The organism is Pseudarthrobacter oxydans (assembly GCF_013314975.1).
GTDB lineage: Bacteria > Actinomycetota > Actinomycetes > Actinomycetales > Micrococcaceae > Arthrobacter > Arthrobacter oxydans.
In genome coordinates this window covers 1-1,071 of record NZ_JABTYH010000083.1, presented here as the reverse complement: position 1 = coordinate 1,071, position 1,071 = coordinate 1, and the positions used below count along the sequence as shown (strand labels likewise).

The window sequence follows — 1,071 nt, the reverse complement described above, 5'->3', positions numbered from 1 at the left end:
CGGAACAACCCAACGCCACCACCAAGCTCCGGCTTGCCGCCGGCGGCCGCCAGCTGCGCACCTGGTTGCTGCGGGATTGGCGGTCCGCCGCCGGCGACCACCACCAAAGCCGGCCACGGACGGCGGACCGCCCGCGGTGACCGGCCCCGAAAGACCGGCCACCCCAGGGGCTAGCTGGCCAGCAGTTCAGTCAGCTCGGCCGCATCTGTGACCAGTGCCGCGCCACCTTCTTTCAGGAGCCGGTGGCATCCTGCGGAGTTGGCGCTGTGGACGCTGCCGGGGACGGCGGCGACGTACCGGGCGATGGTTTCGGCGTGATGCGCCGTGTTCAGTGCGCCTGAGCGCCAGCGGGCTTCGACAACACAGGTCACCCCGGCCAGCGCGGCGATGATGCGGTTCCTCTGCAAAAAGCGGTACCGGGTGGGTGCCGATCCTGGGGGCAGTTCAGACAGGGTCAGGCCGTTGGCGCGGATCGCGGCCGCGAGGTCGGCGTTTCCGGACGGGTAGTCACGGTCCAGTCCCCCGGCCAGGACGGCGATGGTGGCCGGGCCTTCTCCGGTGCTTCCGGCCAGTGCGGCGCGGTGGGCATGGGCGTCGATGCCGTAGGCGAGTCCGGCGATGACGCAGATTCCACGTTGGGCCAGACTGTAGGCCATGTCACCGGTGACGGCCGCGCCGTAGCTCGTGCAGTCGCGTGAGCCTGCCAGTGCCGCGCAGCTGGAGGGGTCGGGGATCCCGTTGGCGATGTTGCCCCGGTACCAGAGTCCCAGGGGTGCGTCCGGGAGGTCGTCCAGGCCGGTGGGCCAGTGCTCATCCCCGGGGATCAGGAAACCACCGCCCAGGCGTTCGATGGTGGCCAGGTCCTTTTCCGGGTCCAGGTCCGGCACGCGGGGTGCCCAGCGCTTCAGCGCGGCCGCCAGCTCCTCGGCCGTCACGTCCGGGAGGGTATGGGCGGGCTGGGCGCCGGTGGCCAGCCGCAGTGCGGCGTACGCGCCGAGCCTGCCCACAAGGGTCCGCCCAACCGTGTCGGTCGGTTCAAACAGGCAGGTCAGGGCTGCGCGTGCAATGCGA

General features: G+C 71.1%; 1 protein-coding gene. It reads right to left on the bottom strand.

What is annotated here, in order from left to right; genetic code table 11:
* Positions 1 to 170 precede the first annotated feature (170 nt).
* On the bottom strand, positions 171 to 1,071 hold a 901-nt coding region (gene dprA, locus HTS88_RS21960), incomplete at its 5' end, for a DNA-processing protein DprA (RefSeq protein ID WP_174182318.1).